Source organism: Paraburkholderia sp. DHOC27 (assembly GCF_003429005.1).
Classification (GTDB): Bacteria; Pseudomonadota; Gammaproteobacteria; order Burkholderiales; family Burkholderiaceae; genus Paraburkholderia.
In genome coordinates, this window is record NZ_QVQV01000008.1 from 109,654 (window position 1) to 133,209 (window position 23,556).

Annotated in this window: 19 protein-coding genes; 6 read left to right on the forward strand and 13 right to left on the reverse strand. The window is 63.9% G+C overall.

Annotated features, from left to right (window positions below):
• Positions 1-122: 122 nt before the first annotated feature.
• Both D0B32_RS24555 and D0B32_RS24560 read right to left on the reverse strand, forming a co-directional pair.
• Positions 123-935, reverse strand: coding sequence for a YkgJ family cysteine cluster protein (locus D0B32_RS24555; protein WP_117336902.1), 813 nt, complete (start codon positions 933-935; stop codon positions 123-125).
• A 273-nt stretch (positions 936-1,208) separates the two neighbouring features.
• A complete protein-coding gene (locus D0B32_RS24560) occupies positions 1,209-2,438 on the reverse strand; it encodes a DUF2252 domain-containing protein (protein WP_117337172.1) in 1,230 nt (409 codons plus the stop codon).
• A gap of 292 nt (positions 2,439-2,730) precedes the next feature.
• Here D0B32_RS24560 and D0B32_RS24565 point away from each other — a divergent pair, with 292 nt between their 5' ends.
• The gene (locus tag D0B32_RS24565) at positions 2,731-5,346 is read left to right on the forward strand and encodes a response regulator (protein ID WP_117336903.1); all 2,616 of its coding nucleotides are present in this window, start codon (positions 2,731-2,733) and stop codon (positions 5,344-5,346) included.
• Positions 5,347-5,366: 20 nt separating this feature from the next.
• On the forward strand, positions 5,367-6,311 hold the full coding sequence (locus D0B32_RS24570) for a DUF72 domain-containing protein (protein WP_117337173.1): 945 nt from the start codon (positions 5,367-5,369) through the stop codon (positions 6,309-6,311).
• Positions 6,312-6,334: 23 nt separating this feature from the next.
• Here D0B32_RS24570 and D0B32_RS24575 read toward each other — a convergent pair whose 3' ends face one another.
• On the reverse strand, positions 6,335-7,549 hold the full coding sequence (locus tag D0B32_RS24575) for a Xaa-Pro peptidase family protein (RefSeq protein WP_117336904.1): 1,215 nt from the start codon (positions 7,547-7,549) through the stop codon (positions 6,335-6,337).
• Between the two features lie 221 nt (positions 7,550-7,770).
• Positions 7,771-8,439, reverse strand: coding sequence for a cupin domain-containing protein (locus tag D0B32_RS24580; protein ID WP_117336905.1), 669 nt, complete (start codon positions 8,437-8,439; stop codon positions 7,771-7,773).
• 249 nt (positions 8,440-8,688) lie between these two features.
• Here D0B32_RS24580 and argS point away from each other — a divergent pair, with 249 nt between their 5' ends.
• On the forward strand, positions 8,689-10,437 hold the full coding sequence (gene argS / locus D0B32_RS24585; RefSeq protein ID WP_117336906.1) for an arginine--tRNA ligase: 1,749 nt from the start codon (positions 8,689-8,691) through the stop codon (positions 10,435-10,437).
• A gap of 86 nt (positions 10,438-10,523) precedes the next feature.
• Here the strand turns inward: argS and D0B32_RS24590 are convergent, their stop codons facing one another.
• From D0B32_RS24590 to D0B32_RS24610, 5 genes are all read right to left on the reverse strand, one after another.
• Positions 10,524-11,501 carry a substrate-binding domain-containing protein gene (locus D0B32_RS24590; RefSeq protein WP_117336907.1) on the reverse strand — a complete coding sequence of 326 codons (978 nt, stop codon included), beginning with the start codon at positions 11,499-11,501 and terminating at the stop codon, positions 10,524-10,526.
• An 86-nt stretch (positions 11,502-11,587) separates the two neighbouring features.
• Positions 11,588-12,622 carry an ABC transporter permease gene (locus D0B32_RS24595; RefSeq protein WP_117336908.1) on the reverse strand — a complete coding sequence of 345 codons (1,035 nt, stop codon included), beginning with the start codon at positions 12,620-12,622 and terminating at the stop codon, positions 11,588-11,590.
• Positions 12,619-14,139, reverse strand: a complete 1,521-nt coding sequence (locus D0B32_RS24600) for a sugar ABC transporter ATP-binding protein (RefSeq protein WP_117336909.1) — start codon at positions 14,137-14,139, stop codon at positions 12,619-12,621. Before D0B32_RS24600 ends, D0B32_RS24595 begins: the two co-directional genes overlap by 4 nt.
• Positions 14,140-14,276: 137 nt before the next feature.
• Positions 14,277-14,657, reverse strand: a complete 381-nt coding sequence (locus D0B32_RS24605; protein WP_147329563.1) for a hypothetical protein — start codon at positions 14,655-14,657, stop codon at positions 14,277-14,279.
• A 32-nt stretch (positions 14,658-14,689) separates the two neighbouring features.
• Positions 14,690-15,697 carry a hypothetical protein gene (locus D0B32_RS24610; protein WP_404935592.1) on the reverse strand — a complete coding sequence of 336 codons (1,008 nt, stop codon included), beginning with the start codon at positions 15,695-15,697 and terminating at the stop codon, positions 14,690-14,692.
• Positions 15,698-16,030: 333 nt separating this feature from the next.
• Between D0B32_RS24610 and D0B32_RS24615 the strand changes: the two genes are divergently transcribed.
• The gene (locus D0B32_RS24615; RefSeq protein ID WP_117336912.1) at positions 16,031-16,450 is read left to right on the forward strand and encodes a PRC-barrel domain-containing protein; all 420 of its coding nucleotides are present in this window, start codon (positions 16,031-16,033) and stop codon (positions 16,448-16,450) included.
• A gap of 119 nt (positions 16,451-16,569) precedes the next feature.
• Here the strand turns inward: D0B32_RS24615 and D0B32_RS24620 are convergent, their stop codons facing one another.
• Both D0B32_RS24620 and D0B32_RS24625 read right to left on the reverse strand, forming a co-directional pair.
• Entirely contained in the window at positions 16,570-17,076 is a 507-nt protein-coding gene (locus D0B32_RS24620) for a GAF domain-containing protein (RefSeq protein ID WP_117336913.1), read from the reverse strand.
• Between the two features lie 245 nt (positions 17,077-17,321).
• Positions 17,322-18,110: a DUF899 family protein gene (locus D0B32_RS24625; protein WP_117336914.1), complete on the reverse strand. Its 789-nt coding sequence runs from the start codon at positions 18,108-18,110 to the stop codon at positions 17,322-17,324.
• A gap of 307 nt (positions 18,111-18,417) precedes the next feature.
• On the opposite strand from D0B32_RS24625, the gene D0B32_RS24630 reads away from it, so the two are divergent.
• Entirely contained in the window at positions 18,418-20,010 is a 1,593-nt protein-coding gene (locus D0B32_RS24630) for a diguanylate cyclase (protein WP_181969900.1), read from the forward strand.
• Between the two features lie 187 nt (positions 20,011-20,197).
• Entirely contained in the window at positions 20,198-21,331 is a 1,134-nt protein-coding gene (locus D0B32_RS24635; protein WP_117336916.1) for a 3-deoxy-7-phosphoheptulonate synthase, read from the forward strand.
• Positions 21,332-21,390: 59 nt separating this feature from the next.
• On the opposite strand, the gene D0B32_RS24640 is transcribed toward D0B32_RS24635, so the two are convergent.
• Both D0B32_RS24640 and D0B32_RS24645 read right to left on the reverse strand, forming a co-directional pair.
• Positions 21,391-22,845, reverse strand: a complete 1,455-nt coding sequence (locus tag D0B32_RS24640) for a heavy metal sensor histidine kinase (protein WP_117336917.1) — start codon at positions 22,843-22,845, stop codon at positions 21,391-21,393.
• The gene (locus D0B32_RS24645; protein ID WP_117336918.1) at positions 22,842-23,528 is read right to left on the reverse strand and encodes a heavy metal response regulator transcription factor; all 687 of its coding nucleotides are present in this window, start codon (positions 23,526-23,528) and stop codon (positions 22,842-22,844) included. The genes D0B32_RS24640 and D0B32_RS24645 overlap by 4 nt, the downstream gene beginning before the upstream one ends.
• Positions 23,529-23,556: the final 28 nt, after the last annotated feature.

Consider the following 23,556-nt stretch of genomic DNA (forward strand, 5'->3'; position numbering starts at 1 on the left):
GCCCACAAAAAAACTTGTCCACAGAAAAAGTTCACAACCCTGTGGACAACCCCCTGACACCCTACCCAAGTCCCTGTTCCGAAACGACTAACGCCTTACGTGCTCAATGCGTGCAGCCCATCTCAGGCGTCGGTAGCCGGATAGAAACCGAGGTACTCAAACCCCGCCACTTCATCATCAGCCGCTCCAGCCGCCACACAAATCCCCAGCGCCCCCACCGACACCAGCGCATCCACTGTCGGCCGCCGGTTAGACACAAAGCGCCAGCCCGTGGCCTCCTCGTCAGCCGCAGCAAACCCCAGAGCATCGCGCCCCTCACACGCCGCCAATAACGCCGCCTGTAAATCCTCGCGCCGCGGTGAATGCACCACGAAGCCTTCGTTCGAGAGCGCCGCCGCGTCGATGCCAAGCAAACCGCACAGCCGCTGCTTGACCGCCACGTCATTCGCATCTGCCGCGCGCGACTGCTCGATCAACGACATCGTCGTCGCATCGACCAGCTTGCCGCCACGGATCAACGGCGGCAAACCCGGCGTCCATGCCTCCGGCGGACAGCCCTTGTTGGCGGGCGTCAGTTCAATAAACGGATTGATCTCGGCGGGATACACGCGGCACACCAACGGCCGCTCCTCGTAGATGCCGCAGCGCATATCGCTTTGCAGGTTCGGACACGGTCCCACGAACGCACCCGTCAAGATCACCACGATCCGTGCAGGCAAGCTGCCACTTTGAGCCGCGAACGAACGGCGGCGTTTATGGGCGGCGGGCAGATTGTCGGCGGCGGGCTCTTCCAGCCACGGCACCGCTTCGCACAGGATCTGCACATCATCGCCACGCGCGAGCCACGCCAGCGCTTCGGTCACCGTCAACGGCAAGCGCAGATCGTGGCAGCAATTGCCGCACATCGTGCACGCGAAATCCAGATTCGTATTCATCGGCAATCATGCCTTGTGTTGCGCGAGGCGCGTGGGGTGGTCGAGGCGCATGCGGGCCAACGCTGCCGGGACGTTGCGTGCTGCAACGCCCTGCACGGCCAGTCAAAGGGAGAGGATTCTAAACGCCTCTGGTGAAAGGCGCTGTAGACATGTCCAAACCACGTGCGACGCTGTAATCACACGGTAAGCACGCAGTAATACCGCGAGAAACGCCCGCAAAAAAGCGCGTGCAAAAACACCCTAAACCAGCGCCCAATACTCGCGCACTCTCCCTCAGCTACGGCGATCCAACGAATAACGCCGGCAGTGTTCGAGGTAGCCCGCTTCGTGGCCGCTCACCAGTTCGACGATACTCTTCCACAGCCAGTGCGGTGCGTCGATCGTCTTGCTGCGACGTTGCCGCAGTTCGCCGAGCCACGCCTTGCGCTCGCCGTCATCCATCTGGCGTGCATGCGCCTTGCCCACCACCAGCGCGAGAAAACGCGCGGCTTTCATGGCCTCATCGCGCGTCAGTTGCTCGATGGTCAGCTTCATGTCCTGCGGCAACAACTCGCGTATCACCACCGGACGCTCCACGAGACGCGCCGCGCGCATGCGGTCACCGAGAAACGGCGCGAGGTGACGCGCGCCCTCCACCACCCGTTGCGCGTTGTCGCGTGGCATGCGCACGCCCGGATAACGCGGTGCGGCCGCCGTCGCCGCTTCCTTTATGTCGATCAGACACAGATCGTCGCCGTCGAGCGCCGCGCCATCCACGTCGAGCAGCACTGCGTAGCGCAAACGTCCGAGCGAACTGCAACCCTTCACCCAGTACGCCGCATCCAGCACGCTTACTTTCGCGTGCTCATCCTCGGAACGCAGTTCGGTCGCGAGTCGCGCCACCGTGCGCTTTTCGAACAACGCTTCGATCTCGCGCCGCTCGCTCTTCGACAACGGCCAGAAGCGCTTGCCAAGCGGAATATCCGGCTCGACATCTTCAATGCGTTCTTCGGCCAGATGCTGCCACGAGCGCCGCACGGCTTCTTTCATCACCACGCGCACGGCCTCCGGTTTTTCTGCCGAGAGATCGGTCTGATCCGACTCGTCGTCGAAGGCGCGCTCGTAACCGTCGGCGAGCGCCTCCATCATGTGCACCGTGGTCACGCCGGGCAGGTCCGAACCGCGCGCCGCGGTCGCGAGCGACAGCCCGAGCCGGATCAGATCATGGGCCGGATTGCCGATCACGGTCTGATCGAGATCGCGAATCTGGATTTCCACCCGTCCCTGCGCGTTGGCGACCGGTCCGATATTGCCTGCATGACAATCGCCGCAGATCCAGATAGCCGGTCCTTCGGGCAACGCATGTCCTTCGATGCCGTCGAGCCACTCATAGAACTTGCCGGTATTGCCGCGTACATACGCGTGGGCCGAGCGCGCCATCTTCGCGTTGCGGCGGGCGCTGAGCAATTCAAGTCGGTCATCGGGTTTGGGCAAGCCGCGATGGGTGCCATTTTTCTGGGACATTTTTTTGGGCATGTATGAGGTCCGGGGACAGTCTTTGAAGAGTAGCCGGCCACCTTGCCATAGGCCGGGCCGGCGAACAATACGTCTGAGGTGGCGGCGCAAGGAACGTGCACGCACGCGGTAGCCGGGAATGTAAATTGCTACTTCAAGGTGCGGTAAATCTGGCCGAACCTCACCCCGACGCGTGGATTTCGGCCAACTTTACGGCACGGGTGCGCTGTCGTCCGGTTTGCTTCTTTTTGGCAATTCCCTTCTACCGCGCTCATCAAGACGTCTTCTGCGGAGACCAAGCATGCCGTTCACGGCACTCGACCACGGCTGCGCCGGCTGGAAAGGGGAAATGGCCGGCCGCGTTCGCGCATTCGACTGGTCGCCCACGGAACTGGGTCCGATCGTTCAATGGCAGCAAAGTCTGGTAGCGGCCGTGCAGTTTGTACTCGCCTCGCCGGTGCCCCTCGTGATGCTGTGGGGTCAGCAAGGCTACATGGTCTACAACGATGCGTACGCCGTTTTCGCGGGCGGACGTCATCCTTATCTGCTCGGCAGTCCGGTCGAGCTGGGCTGGCCGGAAGTGGCTGCGTTCAACCGTCATGTCATGGATACCTGCCTCGCGGGCGGCACGCTGTCGTACCGTGACAAGGAACTCGTGTTGCTGCGTAACGGCAAGCCGGAAGACGTGTGGATGGATCTCTACTACAGCCCGGTGGCCGACGACAGCGGCCAGCCGGCCGGAGTACTTGCGATCGTCGTCGAGACCACGGCCCGCGTGCTCACGGAACGCTGGCGGCACCGCGCCGAAGCCACGCTGCGCGAAACCAACGAGCGCCTGCAACTGGCGTTGAACACCGGCGCCGTGCTCGGCACCTGGGTGTGGGATATCGTCGACGACACCGTGACGGGCGACGAGCGCTTTGCCCGCGCCTTTTCCGTCAGCGCCGAGCAGGCCATGCAGGGCGTGTCGCGCGCGGTGGCGAGTGAAGCCATTCATCCGGACGATGTCGCACTGGTCGAGCGCCGCACCCAGGAAGCCACCGAAACCGGCAAGCCATTTCGCGTCGAATACCGGATTCGCCGTCCGCACGGCGAATACCTGTGGGTGCAGGCCAACGGTCAGTGCGAATTCGACGCGCACGGCGCACCCTATCGTTTCCCTGGCGTGCTGATCGACATCCACGAACGCAAGATCGCGGAACAGGCGTTGCGCCAGCTCACCGAAACGCTCGAACAACGCGTGGCCGACGCGGTCTCCGCGCGCGCCGTCGCCGAGGAACAACTGCGTCAGGCGCAGAAGATGGAAGCGATCGGCAGTCTTACGGGCGGCGTCGCGCATGACTTCAATAACGTGCCACAGGTAATCAGCGGCAATCTACAGATGCTCGCGGCCGACGCCGATCAAAGTCCCACCAGCGCGCGCCGCATCGCCGCTGCAAGTGACGCCGTCAAGCGCGGCGCGCAACTGGCGGCGCACCTGCTGGCTTTCGCGCGACGCCAGCCGCTCTCGCCGGCGGTGGCGAATCCGGCGCGGCTCCTGAGTGGCATGAGTGAGATGCTGCATCGCGCGCTGGGCGAGACCATCCATGTCGATACGATCCTCGGGGCCGCGCTGTGGAACGTGCTGGTCGATCGCAACCAGCTCGAAAACGCGCTGCTGAATCTGTGCATCAACGGACGCGACGCCATGCGCGGCGAAGGCACGCTCACGATCCGTGCTGACAACGTCACTATCACGGAGGCGTATGCCGACGACACCACGGGCCTGACGGCCGGCGACTATCTGGTGTTCGCGATCACCGATTCGGGCGTGGGCATGGCAGCTGACGTTCTGGAGCGCGCACTCGAACCGTTCTTCACGACCAAGCCGGACGGTCACGGCACCGGGCTCGGCCTGAGCATGGTGTTCGGCTTTGTCAAACAGAGCGGCGGCCATATGCAGATTAGCAGCGTGGTGGGCAGCGGCACCACCGTGCGGCTGTATTTCCCGCGCTGCGATGAAGCCGAGACGGTCGAATTCGGCGATCAACGTGTGGCACCGCTGGGTGGCAGCGAGACCATCCTCATCGTGGAAGACGATGCGCAGGTGCGTCTGACTGCCGTGGAAATGCTCGCGCAACTCGGCTACAAAGTGCTCACGGCCTCGGATGGCGACGCGGCGCTCGAGTTCCTCAACAGCGGCGTGCCTATCGACCTGCTGTTCACCGATGTCGTGATGCCAGGCAACATCAAGAGCGTCGAACTGGCGCGCCGCGCGGCGCTGCGCACGCCGCCCATGCCGGTGCTGTTCACCTCCGGTTATACGCGCGACGAGATTTTCCATCACGGCAAGCTCGATTCCGGCGTGACATTGCTGAGCAAACCTTATCATCGCGACGATCTCGCGCGCACCGTTCGCGCGGTGTTGCATGCACATACGCATGCCACGGCGCGCGCGGCGGAGTCCGAGGTGGACCCCACGGCGCAATCTTCTGCGTTCGAACTCGCTCCTACCAGTGCCGACGGCGAACAACATCCGCGCGCTGCACCTGCCCATGTTTTGTTGGTGGAAGACGATGCGCCCTCGCGCGAGGCCATGATCGAATTGATCACCAGCTTCGGGCTGACGTGCACCGCCGCCGCCAGTGCGGAAGAAGCGCTTTCGCTCGCCGCCGGTCATCGCTACGATATCCTGCTGAGCGACGTGACGCTGCCCGGCTTGTCCGGTGACGCGCTGGCGCGCATGCTCCTTGGCGCGCAGCCCGCACTCCGAGTGGTGCTGATGTCGGGCTACGGCGAGCAGGCGAATATCGGCGCGGCGATTCCAGGTGTACGGCTCTTGCCCAAACCGTTCGATATCGCCGTGCTGCGTCACGTGTTGACAGCAGTCCCGGAACGCGCGGATACGCTCGCTCAGTGCGGTCATGCCACGTCGTGAGTGGGGAGAAGATGGCTGAGATGAACATCCAATGCGGCACGGCCGGCTGGGCCGATAAATCGCTGATTGCCTGCAAGCGCTTCTATCCGCGTGGCTGCAGCAGCGCGGAAGCGCGTCTGCGTTTCTACGCAAGCCAGCTCCCGCTCGTCGAAGTGGATTCCGCTTACTACGCCATGCCGTCCGCTTCGAATGCGCAACTCTGGGCCGAGCGGACTCCGGCGGATTTCACGTTCAACTTCAAGGCGTTCCGGCTATTCACTGGCCATCAAACCTCGCCGGACGTATTACCGCCGGATATGGCGATGGCGCTCGGCGCTGCGTCAGGTGCATCAGGTGCGCCGGGTGCATCGACGCGCAAGAAGAATCTGTACTACCGCGACTTGCCGCTGGATATGCGCGACGAACTGTGGCGTCGCTACTACGAAGCACTCGAGCCTTTGCGCCAGGTCGGCAAGCTCGGCGCCGTGCTGTTTCAGTTCGCACCGTGGATCACCAGCGCGCCGGACGATCTCGCGCACGTGGACGAGTGCGCGGCCCGCATGGCTGGCTACACGATGGCCGCGGAGTTTCGCAATCAGTCGTGGCTCGATGAGCGGCATGCCGCGTCGACGCTCGCCTTCCTGCGCGAGCGCAATCTCGTGCATGTGATCGTCGATGCACCGCCTGATGTCACGAATCGCGTGCATACCGTGTGGGACGTGACGAATCCGCAACTGGCGATGGTGCGTCTGCACGGACGCAACACGCGGTCGTGGAATCCGGGCGCGGGCGCCACCGCAGCGGACCGCTTCAACTACGACTACAACGACGCCGAACTCGAAGAGCTGGCCGCCTCGATCCGCACCATTGCCTCACGTGCCGCACGCACGCATGTGATCTTCAACAACTGCTTCGAGGATCAAGGGCAGCGCAACGCGCTCACCATGACGAGACTGCTGGGCGGCACGCCGACCACCCTGTTCTGAGCGACGCGCGCCGCGTTTGCTGTTCAGGCCAGTCCGAACGGATCGTCGATACTGCGCGCCGGCTCGGTAAACCAGCGCGGCCCGGACTCCGTCATATACGCGTGATCCTCGTGACGGATACCGAACTCGCCCGGCAGGCACAGCATGGGTTCGATGCTGAAGCACATGCCCACGTCGAGCGGCGTCGTATCGCAACCCACCAGATACGGGCTCTCGTGGATTTCCAGGCCGATGCCATGCCCCGTACGGTGCGGCAGTCCCGGCAAACCATAACCCGCGCTGTAGCCCGTTTTCTGCAGATACGCCCGCACGGCCTTGTCCGCTGCGCCGGCCGGCACACCAAGGCGCACGGTGGCGAACGCCGTGCGCTGCGCCTCCTGTTCGTCCAGCCAGACCTTGCGTTGCCGCTCATCGGCTTCACCGAACACATAGGTACGCGTGATGTCCGAGTTGTAGCCGTGCAGCTTGCAACCCGTGTCGATCAGCACCATGTCGTTGTTGCTCAGCGCCTTCGGTGTTTTCACGCCATGCGGGAACGCCGTGTCCGGTCCGAACAGCACGATGCAAAAACTCGAACCAGCGCGCGCGCCAACCGCGCGATGCGCGGCATCGATGAAGTCGAGCACTTCCTCCGTGCTGATGCCCTCGCGCAGAATCGCGGCCGCCGCCTGATGCACGCGGATCGTCATGTCGTTGGCGCGCTGCATCAAGGCCAGTTCCGTGGCCGATTTCTGCATCCGGCAGGCGCGCGTCACGCTGGTGGCCGCCATGATCTGCACGTTGCCCGCGCAGGTACGCAGCCCTTCGAACATGAAGTACGAGGCGGACTCGTCCAGACCCAGCACGGCACCATCGGACTTGAGCTGCGCGACCCGTTCGATCAGCAGACGATGCGGATCTTCGTCTTCTTCCCAGCAGCTCATCGCGCCGGGAATCTGCAGCATGCCGGTGAATGTGCCGCGCTCGAACGCCGGCACGATGTATTCGATTTCACCGCTGGCGGGAATCAGCGCACCAGCCAGCCGCTCGCTGCGATACCAGGGCACGCCGGTGAAATACAGCAGGTTCGCGCCCGACTCGACATAGAGAGCGTCCATGCCCTGCTGCTGCATCAGACGTTGCGCCTTGGCAATGCGCGCCAGAAATTCCGCCGGCTGGATAGGCTCGACGCCCTGCGTCATGTCGTGCAGTTGCGACAACTCGCGCTGCGCATCCGAACCGCCAATGCCAATACCCATGAATCCCCCTTCCTCTTTCTGAAAATTAGCTTCTTTCCAGGCGCGATGCGTCGCACCAGTTTGATTCAGTTTCCTGCCTGCTTCCCTGCTTCCATGCTGCCCTGCTTCCCTGTTCGTTGACGAGCCCGCTTCAACGCCATTCCGCCGCTCTCACCTTTCAATCGGCTTGAGTAGTAATCCTGATCAAGACCGACGACGCGTCTACTGCTCGCGGCACTCACTTACGCTTCTACCTCGGATGGTGACTCGAACACCACCGCCGGGTCATGGAACTCCGTCTCGCGAAAACGCGCGCCTTTCTTCGCGCCGGCCCGCGTTTTCGCGGTGTCGTAGACGTTGAGCGTGCCTACCCAGATCACCTGCGCTTCGCCACCCACGGCCTTCACCGAGTGCGGTTTGGTCGCGTCGAAGTGAACGCTGTCACCCGCCTTCAGGTGATAAATCTTCTTGTCGACGCAATAACGAATTTCACCCTGCAGCACGAACACGAACTCCTCGCCCGCGTGCGACACGGTTTCCGACACGTATCCTGCCGGCATCAACATCTTGACTGCATGCACCTGGCTGCCGGCGAACACGGTGGATAGCCGCTCATATGCAACGCGGCCATTCTCGACCGCGAAGGTAGGACGCGAATCCTGATGCGAGTCCAGTTGCGGCGACTCCGGCGCCTCGACCAGCGCGCCGAGCGGCATGTCCAGCGCCGCGGCGATATTGGTCAGCGACGACAGCGACGGACTGGTCTGGCCACGCTCGACCAGCGAAATAAAGCCGATCGACAAACCCGTAGCCTTGGCCAGTTGCAGCAAGGTCAGGCGCAACTCGCGCCGACGCGTGCGAATGCGCTCGCCGATGCCCGTAATCTGCGCGTGGTTGTTGCCGTTGGCCACAGTACCTCCATCTTTGACGGCATCTTCCCGAGGTCAAAAATTTTAGTCAAGGTAAAATTATTATGGAGGTAAAACTGGGATTGGGCGGTACTGAGTCACGTCCAGACACACACTCTCACGCTCGAAACACGCTCGAAGCACGCGCGGATCGAGCGCAGACAGGCTTCCCAGCGGCGGCTGTATTTACCCGGCACGGTAGAATCCAGGGCAAACAACACGAGGCAAAGCCGCTGCCCTCCCAAACGCCCCATGCCGAATCAAACCCTGCTCCAGCTTCTCACTGCCCGCGTCCAGGACGCCCTCGCTGCCGCCGGCTGCGCAGACGCGCCCGCCATCGTGCAGCCCGCCGGCCGTCCCGAACACGGCGACTACCAGGCCAATGGCGTGATGGCCGCCGCGAAGGCGCGCAAGCTCAACCCGCGTGCGCTGGCCCAAACGGTGGTCGAGCATCTGCAACTGGATGGCATCGTGAGCCGCGTCGAAATCGCCGGCCCTGGCTTCATCAACATGACGATTGCGCCGGATTTTCTCGCGCAGTGGATGGGTCGTGCGCTCGACGACAGCCACCTCGCCGTGCCGCGCGTCAGCGGCGATGGCGTGCAATGCGTCGTCATTGATTATTCGTCGCCCAATCTCGCCAAGGAAATGCACGTGGGCCATTTGCGCTCCACCGTGATCGGCGATGCGCTTGCCCGTGTGCTGCGTTTCGTCGGGCATCGCGTGATCGCGCAGAATCACGTGGGCGATTGGGGCACGCAGTTCGGCATGCTCACGGCGTCGATGGACGACGCGGTGGGAGAAACGGCCGCCGAAGAAACCGCCGTGATGGCGCTGGCCGATCTCGAGGACTTCTATCGCCAGGCCAAGAAACGCTTTGACGAAGACCCGGCCTTCGCCAACCGCGCTCGCGACTACGTGGTCAAGCTGCAAGGTGGCGATGCCCGCGTGCAGGCTCTATGGCAGCGCTTTCTCGACATCTCGATGCAGCATTGCGAGGAGATTTATCGCAAGCTGGGGGTGGGCCTCACGCTCGCCGATGTGCATGGCGAAAGCGCCTATAACGACGATCTGCCGGTCGTCGTGGCTGATCTGGAGACGCAAGGGCTCGCCGTGACGAGCGATGGCGCCAAAGTCGTGTTCCTCGACGAATTCGCCAGCAAGGACGGCACACCCGCCGCGTATATCGTGCAGAAGCAGGACGGCGGCTATCTGTACGCCACGACCGATCTCGCCGCGCTTCGCTATCGTTCCGGCACGCTCAAGGGCGACCGCCTGCTCTACGTGGTGGATGCGCGTCAGAAGCTGCATTTCCAGCAGTTGTTCGCGCTGGGCCGCAAAGCGGGCTACGTGCCGTCGCGGATGCAACTGGAACATATCGGCTTTGGCGTCGTGCTGGGCGACGACGGCAAACCCTTCAAGACGCGCAGCGGCGACACGGTCAAACTCGCCGAACTGCTCGCTGAAGCAACCCAGCGCGCTTACGATCTCGTCACCGCGAAGAACCCGGAGCTACCGGAAGCGGAGCGCCGCGAGGTCGCGCAAGTGGTGGGCATTGGCGCGATCAAATACTTCGATCTCGCCAAAAATCGCAGCACGGATTACGTGTTCGACTGGGCGAGCATGCTGTCGTTCGAAGGTAATACGGCGCCGTATCTGCAGTATGCGTACACGCGGATTCAAAGCGTGCTGCGCCGTGCCGGTGATTGGGACCAACGCAGCGCCGTCAGTCTCGCCGAGCCCGCCGAGCGCGATCTGGCGTTGCAACTCGCGCGCTTCGCCGACGCCGTACTTGCCGTCGCACAGGACGCGTTGCCGAATTATCTGTGCGCCTACCTCTACGAACTGGCCGCAGCGCTGATGCGTTTCTACGAAGCGTGCCCGGTGCTGAACGCGAGCGGCGAGGTGCGCAGCAGCCGCCTGCAACTGTGCCGTCTTACTGCGCAGACGTTGCGCACGGGGCTGGGACTGCTGGGTATCGACGTGCTCGAGACCATGTAAGCGCAAGCTCCAGCCGGTAGCGTGCGCGTGTCAGAGACCACTGCAATGACACGGCGCAAGCGCTACCGGCCAGGCAAGGCAGCGCCTTAGAACTGCTCCTTGTTCATTAGATCTTTCGCGTTGCTCTGGTCGATACGCTGTGTCGGCACCACTACGTTGCGTGGCACTTCGCTCGCGCAGTCGATCAGGATCTTCTTCGCCAGTTCAAGCGCCTGCGCCGCGCCCGTCGGATAGGTGTAGGTCGCGGCCCATTGACCGTCCGCCACGGAACGGATCCCGCCCGACGGTCCCGGCAAACCATCCGTGCCGATGATCTTCACCTGGCCCTCCTTGCCCGCCTGCTTGGCCGCAATGTAGGCGCCCGCTGCCGCCAGATCGTTGCTGGTGTAGACGAGCTTGATGTCCGGATGCGCCTGCAGCATCGCCGAGAACACGGTCACCGCCTGGTCTTCCATCCAGTCCACCGGCTGCACTGCGACGAGTTTGATCTTCGGATTGCTGGCAATGCCCGCCTTGAAGCCTTCGAGCCGCTCGATGGCCGGCGACGAACTCGGCAGTCCTTCCAGAATCGCCGCTTCGCCGCCATCCGGCAACAGCGTCTTGGCCGCCCACTCGCCCGCTTCGCGCGCAATCAGACGGTTGTCGCCGCCCACGAACGCGGTGTAGTCGTTGCCGGTGGTTTTACGGTCGAGTTCGATCACCGGCACACCCGCCTTGTAGGCCGCCGAAACCGCCGGCGTCAGCGGCGCGGCCTCGAAGGGCGAGATCATCAACAGGTCGACTTTCTGGGTCATGAAGTTTTCGACCTGCGACACCTGCGTGTTCACGTTGGCCTGTCCATCTGCAATGACGATCTTGAACTTCGGATAGTTCTTCACGAGCCGCTGCAACTCGTTGTTGACGTGCTCGCGGTACGGCTCCTTGAAATTCGCCTGGCTAAAGCCGATCACGTAATCGTTGTTCGGCCCGCAGTCCTTCGCGAGCGGCTTGCCGCCCGCCGCCCATGCGCTGGATACGAGCACCACACCGGCTGCCAGCAAGCTCGTTTGCAAAATGACGTTCATATGCCTGTCTCCTTTGTCGATCTGCGATCGTTATGACAAACGTCAGCGCACCCTGCTCGCCGCAGCCGGGAACCACGCGCCCAGATTTACCGCCTCGAACCTCCGCGGCCCACGACGTACGTCTGCAAAGCCGCGGCGATCACGATGATCGCGCCCGTCGCGAGCAGTTGCATAGCGGCACTGACGTCATTGAGCTGCAGAATATTGGCAAGCGCGCCCAGCATGATGGCGCCCGCGATCGTGCCGACCATCGAGCCGGCGCCCCCGAACAGATCCGTGCCGCCAATCACCACGGCGGCAATCGCGTTGAGTTCGTAGCCGGTGCCATCGTTAGGGCTGCCGAACGAAAACTGTCCCGCGTGCACGATCCCCGCAATCGCGGAACAGAAGCCGGTCAGCGCGTAGACCGAGATCTTGATCGGCGCCACCGGAATGCCCGAGAGACGCGCGGCCTTTTCGTTACCGCCCACGGCGATCACGTAGCGTCCATAGCGCGTGTTGTTGAGCAGGAACGCGGCCAGCACCGCCAGCACGACGAACACCAGCGTCGCCACTGGAAACACGCCGCCAATCCGCTGCCCCAGCACGCCAAACGCGGGCGGCGCATTGCCCGGCCCCGCGCCATAGTTGATGTTGATGAAGGCGTTGTTGGACGCGATCAACGACAAACCGCGCGCCGCCTGCAAGCCGGCCAGCGTGACGATGAACGCCTGAATCCGCAGCCGCGTGGCGATCACGCCCTGCACCGCGCCAAACACCACCCCCGTGACGACGACGAGCGGCAGCGTGCTCCACAGTCCCCAGCCTGAGTTGACGAGCAGGGTCGCGGTCAGCACCGAGCACAAACCGAGCACCGCGCCAACCGAGAGGTCGATGCCCGCCGCGATGATGACGAAGGTCATGCCCAGCGCGAGAATGCCGGTCTCGGAGATCGAACGGATGATGTTGGCGATATTGTCGGGCGCGAGAAACAGGATATGGCCATGCCGGCGCGGCGAAAACAGCACGCCCGCCGCGACCACCAGAATCAGGCCCAGCAGACTCTGAAAGCGCACCAGCCAGGCGAGCAGACTGCGTGGATGATTGCCAGAGGCAGTCGTAGTGGTCGGCGTGGTGCTCATGCTGCAAGGCCCTCCCCTTCGCTGATGCGGCGCACGGCTTCTTCGCTGGGATTCGGGCCGAATTCGTGGATGGTGCGGCCCGCATGCATGACGATGATGCGGTCGCACAGACCGATCAGTTCGGGCAATTCAGAGGACGCCACCAGCACGCCGAGACCCGACTCGGCGAGGCTGCGCAGGCGCCGGTAGATTTCCGCCTTGGCACCGACATCGACGCCGCGCGTGGGTTCGTCGAGTAACAGCAGGCCCGGATCGTTCATCAGTTCCTTGGCGAATACCACCTTCTGCTGGTTGCCGCCGGACAGGTTGACCACCTGGGCGTCGGGCGAGCGCGGCCGCACATCGTAGTCGTTGATGGCGCGTGTCACCTGACGCCGTTCCAGCGCGCGCGAAACGAGTCCAAACGGTGTGACACGTTTGAGCGTCGACATGACGGCGTTCTGCGCCACCGTCTGACTGAGGATGAGGCCGGTGCCGCGCCGGTCGTCCGTGACGAGCGCGATGCCCGCCTCGCGAGCCGCCGCGATACTGCCGAGCAGGGTCGGCTTGCCGCGCACGTCGACGCGGCCGCGCCACTTGCCGCTAATGCCGAAGCCGTACAAGGTGGAGAGCAGTTCGGTACGGCCCACGCCCATCAAACCCGCCAGGCCGACGATCTCGCCAGCATGCACGGTCAGCGAAATATCGACCGGCACTTGCCAGCCGAGACGCGGGATGTCGGGATCGAACGCGGCGTGCTCGAGTTGCAGAATGGGCGCGCCGATTCGCTGCGCGCGTGGCGGAAACAGATCGGAGAACGGCCGCCCCACCAGCATCTGCACGAGCGTGGCCTGCGGCGCGTCGGGCGTGGTGGTGCCGACGACCGCGCCGTCGCGCATCACCGTGACGCGATGGCCGATGCGTGTCACTTCTTCGAGCCGGTGCGAGATGTAGACGATGCCGACGCCGCGCTCGGAGAGCTCCTTGACCACCGTGAAGAGATGATCCGCTTCGACTGCCGAGAGGGCCGCCGTCGGTTCGTCCATGATCAAAATGCGCGCCTGCGCCGACAGGGCCTTGGCGATGGCGACCAGTTGCCGCTCGCCCATGCGCAGACTCGCCACCGGCAGACTGGCATCGAGCGACACGCCTGCGCGGGCCAGCAGGTCTTGCGCCTTGCGACGCATGGCGGCGCCCGCCAGCACACCGTGGCGGGTGATTTCGTTGCCGAGGAACAGATTGCCGGCGATATCGAGGCCGGGCACGAGGTCGAGTTCCTGCGGGATCATCACGATGCCGGCAGCGTGGGCGTCGCGCGGGCTGGTGAGGTTGAGGAGATTGCCGTCGAGCGTGATGGTGCCGGCGTCGGGCAGGAACGCGCCGGACAGCACGCCCATCAAGGTGGATTTGCCCGCGCCGTTTTCGCCGAGCAGGACATGCACCTCACCGGCAGCGAGATCGAAGTCGACGCCCTTGAGCGCATGCACGCCGCCGAAGCGTTTCTGGATGCCGCGTACCTCCAGCAAACGCGCCGTCATGGCGCACCGAACCCGGTCTGCCGAACGACCCAGTGCATGTCTCCTCCCTCTGTGCGGGATGTGTCTCTCTTTGTTCTACTTCATATTTAAGCTGATTCATAGGAAAACGCCAACGCGGGCGGGTTTGCGTGAGCCTCTTATACACGCGCCCCGATCCGGCAATCGTTGGCCTTGCCCGAGACTTTGCCCGAGACCTTGTCAACCGCACGCCGATACGTCTGCGACTCCTTGCCATAGCTGCGCCCGAGTTCGGCAAGATCGAGCACCGCGGCGTATTTCAGCCCGCAATGCGGTGGCTCGCCGGACATCGCGAGCGGCGAGGCTTCAAGTGCAGCAGCCTCACCAGGAATCGCCACGGGAAACGGATCTGTGTCGCTGCCCACCCGCACCACCAGTGCCACCATGATGGTGGCCGCCACCATCAGCGCCATCCATACCCGCCGCCCCGTTTGCGGCGATCGCGCCGCTATCGCCGCCCCACCGGCCTGCCCGTCGTCGACGAGTTGATCTCCTCGCATGCCCTTCGCTCCCGTTCTGCTCATCACGCCGCTCAAGCCCAATGCGCCGGAACCCACACCGCGCCCATCCAGTGCCCCGGCACCCACACCAGCGGACGGGGCGGCGGCGGCGCGACATACACGGCCGGCGGCGGCACATACACCACGGGACGCGGCGGGACGTACACCACCGGCGGCGGCACATAGACCACGGGCGGCGGCGGAACATAAGCGACCGGCGGCGGCACGACCACAGTCGGCGTACGCACCACGACCGCCGTGCCACCCGTCGTCACCGTGCCGCCTGCCACGACCGTGCCGCTGGTTGTGACCGTGCCTCCTGCCACAACCGTTCCACCGGTCGTGACCGTCGTGCCATGCACGCCTGTCACGCTGCCGGTGGTCGTCACCACGCCTGTGCCCACACCCGTAGCCGAGCCGGAGTGATAGACCGTGCCGCCGTCGCTGCCCGTCACCGTGCCCGAGCGGTAGCAGCTGTTACCCGAGCAACTGGTCGAGGCCGCATGGTTGACCGTGTTGCCGTTCGAACCGGTCACGCTGCCCGAGGAGGAGTACTGACCAGGCGCATCGCGCGTCACACTGCCGGACGTGCTGGCGGTCTTGCCGTCAGGGCCCGTGAGCGTGCCGTTGTGCGCGCAGGTGCCGCCGGCGCAGCTGGTGTCCCCCGAGTGCTGCACGGTGTTGCCGTAGCGGCCGGTTGCGGTGCCCGAGTTGGAAAACTGTCCGGGTGCCGTGCGCGTCACGGTGCCGGTGTTAGAAGCAAAGCCACCGTAGGGACCGGCGACACCACCCGCATGCGAGCAGCTACCGCCGCCGCACGAGCCGTAGTGCGCGCCGTTATAGGTGCCGCGCGACGTGTAGGCCGTACCGCGCGAAGTCCATGCCAGAGCCGACGTGCTGCCCAGCACCAGCACAGCCGTGGTCGCGGCAAAAGCAACGTGACGAACGGTAAAGCGGGCGCGGCGCACGCTCATCGAAGAGGCCAGCCAGGCGCTGGCGGAGCGGACGGGGGCAGCAAACAAAAACGAGTGGATTTTCACGGTATGTCCTTCGCGGTTTCGGGCCACTTTTGCGTGCTTCGGCGTGGCGACGAACGGACTATAGAAGGGCGTCCGTTTTTAAACTATCGCAAAGATATGTCGCGCTGTTTCACCGTTGCGGGATGCGCTGGAAGGCCCGCCGGACGGGCGTGAGCGGGATCTGCGGGAAGCGGCCTGACATCGCGTGACACATTTGTGCGGGTCGATGTTTCTGCATCCATCCGATCGCAGTCAGAATGCACAGGCCGGGACCGGCAGGTATGATGGGTAGTTCACGCCCGTGCGCTGTGCCGGGCGGATCCATCACGCGAATCCAACCACGGAGTCAACGATATGGCATTGCACAAAGCAATTCTGGTAGCCGTCGCCCTTGCCTCATGCATTGATGCACACGCGCAAGTCGCCGGCACCCAGCCGCTCAGCGTCACAGTCGAACAATCCAACGCCCTGCTGGAAGGCTGGAGCGTCAAGAAGAGCGTGCTCGGAAAAGCGGTGTACAACGACCAGAACGCCAAGGTCGGCACGATTCGCGATCTGATCGTGGCGCCGGATGGCACCGTCTCCGCGGCGATCCTCGCGGCGGGCGGCTTCCTCGGCGTCGCCACGCATGACGTCGCGGTGCCGATCGCGGCACTCGACGTGCGCAACGGCAATCTCTATCTGCCGGGCGCGACCAAGGATGCGCTCAAGGCCACGCCGGAATTCCAGTACGCGAAGGTGCAGTCGCCGCCGAAGCCGAAGAAGAATGAATGACGATGTTTGAAGGGCGCGCCGCGCCCTGAGAACCGTACGTACGAGAGCTTCACGAGCAACGTACGGCTGGCACGATGCGGCGGCAATGCCGCCGCATCGTGCGCAAGAAACTGACAGATTTACAGCGTCTGCATGTGCGGGAGCCGTTCCACGAACACCTTGCACAACGCTTCCATGCCCTTCGCGTCTTCCTCGTCGAAGCGCGCCACCAGCGGACTATCCACGTCCCACACGCCAATCAACGCGCCGTCAGCAGCGACGAGCGGCACCACGATTTCCGATTGCGACGCCGAATCGCAGGCAATGTGCCCCGGAAACTCATGGACGTCGCGCACCACCTGGGTGACACGCGTCTGCGCCGCCGTGCCGCACACGCCCTTGCCGATCGCGATACGCACGCAGGCCGGCTTCCCCTGGAACGGTCCCACCACCAGTTCGGTGCCGTCGAAGAAATAGAAGCCTGCCCAGTTGAGCCCTTCCAGCGAGTTGAACACGAGTGACGAGAAGTTCGCCGCGTTCGCGATCAGGCTGGTTTCGTCGCCAATCAGCGCGCGCGCCTGGGCCACCAGTTCTTCGTACTGCGCGGTTTTGGAAAGATGTGCAGAAGCGGGAGAAGCCTGAAACATGATGCCGTCCGTAGCGGAAACTTAAAAAATGGGGAATCCCGCTACGGTCGCGGCGGCTCATCGAGCTCGGGCAACGCGGCGTGTCACCGCTGCGGGCATGCCCACGCCGCGCCCGTACGCCGCGCCATCACGGGATTCAGCAAAGCCAAGATCGTACGCGAGTTCCGGCTTGCCTGCCGGATCGCTCCACCCCGCTCCATGCCGTTCCACCCGCTCCATGCCGCTCCACGCTTACACCTTGCGACTCACGCCTTGCTGTCGTCAGCGCCGGCACACGCCGGACACGCCAGCGCCGCGCCGTCACCCGTCCGCGCGCCGGGGTACTCCAGACGCGGGTACCAGCCCGTACCCCGACCGCCGGGCGTCAGATCGAGAATGTTCCAGATCGGCATGGGATCGGGCGCGCCGCGCGGATCCTGGCCCGGATCGGCGGTTTCCGGGCTCATTTCGTCGCCCCAGAAGTGCCGCACCACGCCACCGCTTTTCGTGAAGACGTTGAAAGCCGGGGTGTCCTCACCCTCGGGATCCTCGTTGGCGTACGCCTGATTGAAGCGGTTAGCCCCCGACGAATACAGCCGCAGATGGCGCCAGCCCCGCTCGTTCTTGAAGGCGATGAGCCGCTCGATCGGCGCTCTTGCGATCACCGCGAAGGCCACGCGCTGCAGGATGTCGGCCATTTCGCCGTCGAAGGCGCCCAGCAGCGACGTGCACATCGGGCACGGCCGCTCGCGCCGTGGACCAAACATGAAGTTGTACGTAACGAGCGTATCGTGTTCGCCGAACATGGCCGAAAGCGTCACAGGGCCGTGCTCGCCTTCGAAGCGATAGTCCTCCGGCACGGCCCCGCCCGGCGGCAGCGCGCGCCGCTGGGCCGCCACCCGTTCGAGATGGCGCCGCAATTCAATCTCCTCCGCCAGCAACGCATTGCGCGCGCTGCGGTACTCGGCGCTCTCACCAGGAAAGCGGCGGGGCGATTGCGCCAGCTGCGCGGCCGGTTTTAAAGCGGGGCTCAAGGTTCCATTTGCGTCAGACATGCGTGACCTCCTGTGACGATGGCGAAGAAGGATGCAAAGCCGGGGTGTACTGCTACGACGAGCGGCGCGCCACGAAATCGACACCGTCATGGTAAATCCCCTTATGTTCTGACAAATCGGATGCGTCCAGACTGAGTGCGGACATTCCCTTATCAGCCACCCGTCAGGCGTCCCAAACTTCAAGTTTTCACGCCGGATGCCGTTGTTCAGGATGAGAGGACTGCCCGTTAAAGCAAGTCAAACAGACGCTGGATTGGCGGATGCGCTTGTGATGGCATCACCGTCTTGCTTACTCCGGGGTCAAACCGTGCGCCGCCCGCCCAAGCTGTTCTATTTCGTGCTGATCGCCGCCGCGTTCGCGTTCGTGCACGCGGCGTGTCTGCTGGCGTTCAGGTCGGCGGCCTCGCTCCTCACCTACCCGTTTCTGCTGCTCGCGCCGACCCTGGCGGTCGTGGCGTGCGGCTGGCGTGCCTTGCGCGGCGCTGGTCGCGACGGCGCGACAGGCACGGCACGGGTCGAACCCTTCAGTGGACCGCTGCGGTCCGCGTGGGGGCTGCTTGCGGTGGGCCTGCTGCTGTGGACCATCGGCATGTTTCTGAGTGCCTGGGAAGATCTGCTGCAACACCTGCCGCAAAGCGTCGCGTGGTTCTCGGACCTGGCCTTCTTCCTGTATGCCGTGCCGGTCCTGCTGGCCATTTCTTCCATTTCGAGCCGGCAGCGCATCCGCCTCTTCATCTGGATGGATGCCGCCCAGGCGTTGATCACGGGCTATCTCGCGTACATCAGCATCTTTTCCGTGGTGCCGTTCGCGGGCGCGCCTCTCGCGCCCGTTTCCGTAACCACGCTGGTGCTGGTCTACAACGCGGAAAACCTCATTCTCGCCGTGGCCGCGACGCTGCGGATGATCGTCCAGCCACGCGGCAACGAACGGCGCTTCTACGCCATCCTCGCCGGCTTTCTGTGGATTTATGCGGTGGCGGCCTACATTTACAACGCGTGGGCCGCAACGGCAGACGGTCACGCGCCCTACGACGTCCTCGTCGACATTCCGTTTCTTGCGCTCACCGTCGCGACGCTCGCGCCGTGGCCGCAGTGCGTCGAAACGGCACCCGTGCAGCGCGAGCAGACGCTCGCCATGATCATCGAGAACGTCAGTCCGATTTTCTACACCGTGGCGCTGCTGTTGCTGAGCATCTCGCTCATGCGAGAGCATTTTCAGGTCGGCACGCTGGGAATTTTCACGGCGCTGGCGGTCTACGCGGCACGCTCGACCACGCTGCAGGGCCGCTATATCCGGGTACAGAACGAACTGCACGAAGCGCGCGACCGCCTCGAACAGATGGCGCTGACCGACGCGCTGACGGATACCGCCAACCGCCGCCGCTTCGATCAGGCGCTGGTGCTCGAATGCAACCGTGCGGCACGTCACCGGCATCCGCTCGCGTTGCTGCTGGTGGATATCGATTTCTTCAAGATGTTGAACGACCGCTACGGTCATCCGGCCGGTGATCGCTGCCTCGTTTCGGTGGCGCTCGCGCTGCAATCGGCGTTACCGCGCAGCGGCGATCTGCTGGCCCGCTACGGCGGCGAGGAATTCGCGGCCATTCTGCCCGCCACGGACGAAGCCGGGGCACGCCAGGTCGCCCTGACCATGCAACAGGCGGTCGCCGCACTGGCGATCTGCAACGAGACCGCGACCGGCGATTGCGTGACGGTCAGCATCGGCATTGCGGCGTTCGATGCCGCCGCGGCGAGCGCAATGCTCGCGGATATCGCGCAGACCGGCGCGGCGCAACTCGTCGAACGCGCGGACCAGGCGCTCTACCGCGCGAAACAAAGCGGCCGCAATTGCATCGCGACCATCGATCAAGGGGAGTTTTCGGGGCACGGCGCGCAGTGATGCAGCGGCGGCCGGGGCATGGCGCCGGTTGCGGGTCATCATCTTGGCCCTTGCGCCCTTATGCCCTTGCGCGCTGCCGTCGGCGTGCGCCTGCACCCTGACGGAAGCCCGCTCGCGCACCAAGTAACGCTCGCCGGTCGCGCGAGTGCCATAATCTGGGTTGCAACCGCATTACTTGGAGAGCATTTTGAGCGGCCTTGACAATCCATTACATGACCAGGAAGTCGGCGTCGCCGACGCCACCCAGGACACCACGCGCATCGACGACGTCCGGATCGGCGCGGTGCGGCCCCTCATTTCGCCCGCCTTGCTGCAGGACGAATTGCCGGTGCCGCCCAACGTGCAGACCCTGGTCGAACAGAGCCGCGCGGCTGTCGCCGACATCCTGCATGGCCGCGACGATCGCCTCGTGATCGTGGTCGGCCCCTGCTCGATTCACGATCACGACCAGGCGCTGGAGTACGCGCGTCATCTGAAACGCGCGGCAGATGAGCTGCGCGAAGACCTGCTGATCGTCATGCGCGTGTACTTCGAAAAGCCGCGCACTACGGTCGGCTGGAAGGGTTATATCAACGACCCGCGCCTCGACGGCAGCTTCCGCATCAACGAAGGTCTGCGTCGCGCACGACAATTGCTGCTCGAAATCAGCGAACTGGGTCTGCCGACCGCCACGGAGTTTCTCGATCTGCTGAGCCCGCAATACATCGCGGATCTGGTGGCGTGGGGTGCTATCGGCGCGCGCACCACCGAAAGCCAGAGTCACCGTCAACTGGCCTCCGGCCTGAGTTGCCCGATCGGCTTCAAGAACGGCACCGACGGCGGCGTGCAGATCGCCTCGGACGCCATCATCGCAGCGGCAGCGAGCCACGCGTTCATGGGCATGACCAAGATGGGCATGGCGGCGATCTTCGAGACGCGCGGCAACGACGATGCACACGTGATTCTGCGCGGTGGCAAGAAGGGGCCGAACTACGATGCCGCGGCCGTCGAAGAAAGCTGCGGCGTGCTGCGCGCCGCCGGTCTGCGCGAACAGGTAATGGTGGACTGCTCGCACGCCAATTCGAACAAGTCGCATCTGCGGCAGATCGACGTGGCGCAGGACCTCGCCCAGCAGTTGTCGCAAGGCGAGCGTCGCATCATTGGCGTGATGATCGAGAGCCACCTGGAAGAAGGCCGCCAGGATCTGAAACCTGATGTGCCGCTGCGCCGCGGCGTGTCGATTACGGATGCGTGTCTGAGCTGGGCGCAGACGGAGCCGGTGCTGGTGACGCTGGCGCAGGCCGCGCGTGAGCGGCGTGCGGTGATGGCAGCGGCGAAGTGAACGCGCTGCAAGGTGGCGTCTCCCACGTTGCCACCTTGTTTGCCGCCCTGCTTGTAAACTTAAGTCGCCACCTGCCTCGCCTGTGAACGTCCGGCGGCCGCTTCGGCGCGCTCGCCGGCCGGCGACACTTCGCGCAGTTCCTGCACTTCCTCGCGTGCCGCATCCACCGAGAACGCGAAGGTGTTCACCCCACTCGCGCTTTCCACGGACACCTTGCCGCGGTGCATTTCCGCAATCGCCTTGACGATGGCGAGACCCAGCCCGTGATTCTCCCGGCTATTGGTGCGTGACACCTCGGCGCGATAGAAACGGTCGAACAGATGATCGAGCGTGAGCGGATTGATTGCCTCACCGGGGTTGGCCACAGCGATGCGAATCTGATCGTCCTCGCGCGAAATCGTCACCGTCACCGTGTCGCCATGCGCGCAATGCTGAATGGCGTTCATCAGCAGATTGGTACAGGCCCGGCCAAACAGCGAACGATTCACGAGTGCCGTGGCATCGCCGCGTGAAACTGCGCGGACCCGCGCCTCTTCGAACGGAATCTCGAGAAACTCCAGCGTACGGGCCACTTCCGCCGCGAGCGACACCTCCACCCGGCCCGTCGCGCGTTCGCCCTGGTCGGCACGTGCGAGGAACAGCATGTCGTTGATGATGCCGCGCATGCGCTCGAATTCTTCCAGATTCGATTGCAGCGTCTGGCGCAGATCGTCGACCGAACGGTTGCGCGTCAGCGCCACTTCCGTCTGTCCAATCAGGATCGTGACCGGTGTGCGCAGTTCGTGCGCCACGTCGGCGTTGAACGATTCGAGCCGGCCATACGCGCCGTCGAGCCGCTCCAGCGCGCCGTTGAACGAGTTCGCCAGATCGTTCAGTTCGAGCGGCAATGAGGCCGTGTTCAAACGCTGCGAGCGGTTGTTCGGACTGACCTCGGAGGCGTCTTTGGTCAGACGCCGCAGCGGCGCGAGTCCGATACGCGTGACCGAATAGCTCAGCAGCAGCACCGCGAGGCTGCCCAGCGCGCACAGCGCGGCAAGTGCCGCGCCAAAGGCGCGCATGGTACGTACGTTAGGTTGATAACTTGCCGCCACCTGGAGTTGCACCGGCGGACGCGTGCCGCTGGCAGGAATGGCCACGGTGCCGGTCAGCATGTCGGGGCCGCCGCCAACGGGCTGCACGCGCGTATAGCCGCCCGGCCAGTTGTCCTTCACCGAACCCTGCACCGCCTGACCGTAATGGAAGGACGGGTCGTCGCTCCACACCGAATAGCTCGTGGTGCCGTCGCGCGGCGTCATATCCGTGAGCTTCTCGCGCGCCATGCGCCACTTTTCCGGCGTGACCGAGTGATACACGATGATCTTCGCGATCTCCATGCGGTCATCGAGCGACTCACGCAGGTGATGATCGAGCTGCGTACGCAGCACGAAAAACAGCCCCGAGCCGACCAGCGTAAAGACCGACAACGCGACGAGCGCAAACATCATCGCGAGGCGTCGCGCAATTGAGCGGTTCATGACAGTTCCGCCTCCTCCCGTACTTCGAGCACATAGCCCATGCCGCGCACCGTATGCAACAGCTTGGTGCGAAACGGCCCGTCCAGTTTGGCGCGCAGCCGCTTGATGGCGGTTTCCACCACGTTGGTGTGACTGTCGAAATTGACGTCCCACACGAGTTCGGTAATGGCCGTCTTCGACAGAATATCGCCCTGACGACGCGCCAGCACGCTCAACAACTGGAATTCCTTGGCGGTCAGATCGAGACGCACGCCGTCGCGCGTGGCACGCCGGCCGATCAGATCGACGAACAGATCGCCCACCGAGATCAAGGTCGATTCCTGCGAACGCGTGCGCCGCGCCAGCGCATGCAAACGTTCAACCAGTTCGAGAAATGAAAACGGCTTGGTCAGATAATCGTCCGCACCTTCGCGCAGACCGCGCACGCGGTCGTTCACATGGTCACGCGCGGTCAGCATGATGACCGGCGTCGACTTGCGCATGCGCAGCGCCTTCAGCACGCTGAAGCCATCGCGCTTGGGGAGCATGACGTCGAGCACGATCACGTCGTAATCGAACTCGGTGGCCAGATGCATGCCCTCCTCGCCGTCGAGTGCAATGTCGACCACCCAGCCCTGCTCAGTCAGCCCCGAACGTAGATAGTCTACGACCTTGTGTTCATCTTCGACGATGAGCAGTTTCATTCACGCCCCCTCATTCCTTACATTATAC

Bases quoted from the DNA above. Each gene is read 5' to 3' on its own strand.
- D0B32_RS24590 (WP_117336907.1), bottom strand. From the start codon at position 11,501: ATGAACGTCATTTTGCAAACGAGCTTGCTGGCAGCCGGTGTGGTGCTC.
- argS (WP_117336906.1), top strand. From the start codon at position 8,689: ATGCCGAATCAAACCCTGCTCCAGCTTCTCACTGCCCGCGTCCAGGAC.
- D0B32_RS24645 (WP_117336918.1), bottom strand. From the start codon at position 23,528: ATGAAACTGCTCATCGTCGAAGATGAACACAAGGTCGTAGACTATCTA.
- D0B32_RS24570 (WP_117337173.1), top strand. From the start codon at position 5,367: ATGAACATCCAATGCGGCACGGCCGGCTGGGCCGATAAATCGCTGATT.
- D0B32_RS24600 (WP_117336909.1), bottom strand. From the start codon at position 14,139: ATGACGGCGCGTTTGCTGGAGGTACGCGGCATCCAGAAACGCTTCGGC.
- D0B32_RS24565 (WP_117336903.1), top strand. From the start codon at position 2,731: ATGCCGTTCACGGCACTCGACCACGGCTGCGCCGGCTGGAAAGGGGAA.
- D0B32_RS24620 (WP_117336913.1), bottom strand. From the start codon at position 17,076: ATGTTTCAGGCTTCTCCCGCTTCTGCACATCTTTCCAAAACCGCGCAG.
- D0B32_RS24640 (WP_117336917.1), bottom strand. From the start codon at position 22,845: ATGAACCGCTCAATTGCGCGACGCCTCGCGATGATGTTTGCGCTCGTC.
- D0B32_RS24595 (WP_117336908.1), bottom strand. From the start codon at position 12,622: ATGAGCACCACGCCGACCACTACGACTGCCTCTGGCAATCATCCACGC.
- D0B32_RS24625 (WP_117336914.1), bottom strand. From the start codon at position 18,110: ATGTCTGACGCAAATGGAACCTTGAGCCCCGCTTTAAAACCGGCCGCG.
- D0B32_RS24615 (WP_117336912.1), top strand. From the start codon at position 16,031: ATGGCATTGCACAAAGCAATTCTGGTAGCCGTCGCCCTTGCCTCATGC.
- D0B32_RS24575 (WP_117336904.1), bottom strand. From the start codon at position 7,549: ATGGGTATTGGCATTGGCGGTTCGGATGCGCAGCGCGAGTTGTCGCAA.
- D0B32_RS24555 (WP_117336902.1), bottom strand. From the start codon at position 935: ATGAATACGAATCTGGATTTCGCGTGCACGATGTGCGGCAATTGCTGC.
- D0B32_RS24605 (WP_147329563.1), bottom strand. From the start codon at position 14,657: ATGCGAGGAGATCAACTCGTCGACGACGGGCAGGCCGGTGGGGCGGCG.
- D0B32_RS24560 (WP_117337172.1), bottom strand. From the start codon at position 2,438: ATGTCCCAGAAAAATGGCACCCATCGCGGCTTGCCCAAACCCGATGAC.